Source organism: Vibrio sp. 1249-1, from assembly GCF_033340495.1.
In genome coordinates, this window is record NZ_JAWOWJ010001193.1 from 1 (window position 1) to 511 (window position 511).

Sequence of the window (511 nt, forward strand, 5' to 3'; positions counted from 1 at the left end):
TAAGTTGATGTTTTTCACACGAACTAAAATGGTGGCGTTGTTGATGTCGAAGGATTGAGTCGTGTAATTGCTGTTATCGCTCCACTCGTTGAACGCTTTTTGGCTGACGGGAACCACCGCCTCTGGCGTGACCAAGCAGCGGATATTAAAGCGATCCAACATCATGCTGGATTCAACGAGCTTTACGTTATCAAACAACCCTTTTAGTTGGTCTTCATCAGCATAGCAACTCATCTGAGACAGGCTGTCGGCAATGTCCAATGCGCTATCTAAATAGTTGTGTTTCACAATACTGTTGATGGCGTAATAGCAGACCGAGAAAAAGATAGCTGTAGTAACCAGCAGCACCCAAGCGATGTCGGTGTATATCCTTTTATTCCGCAAGCAAATACGAAGGGCTTTTCTGACGCTGTTTTTCGTGTGTTGGTTGATTCTCTTTTGTTGATAGATGCCGCTTTGGTGCGTATGTAGCATGGTAAAAGGGATGAAATATCCCGTCCTGTGAATGTTT

1 pseudogene is annotated in these 511 nt (G+C 44.2%); it reads right to left on the bottom strand.

Features of this window, described 5'->3' with window-relative positions:
* A pseudogene (locus R7Z50_RS31210) lies at positions 1-348 on the bottom strand (EAL domain-containing protein); the annotation flags it as partial.
* Positions 349-511: the final 163 nt, after the last annotated feature.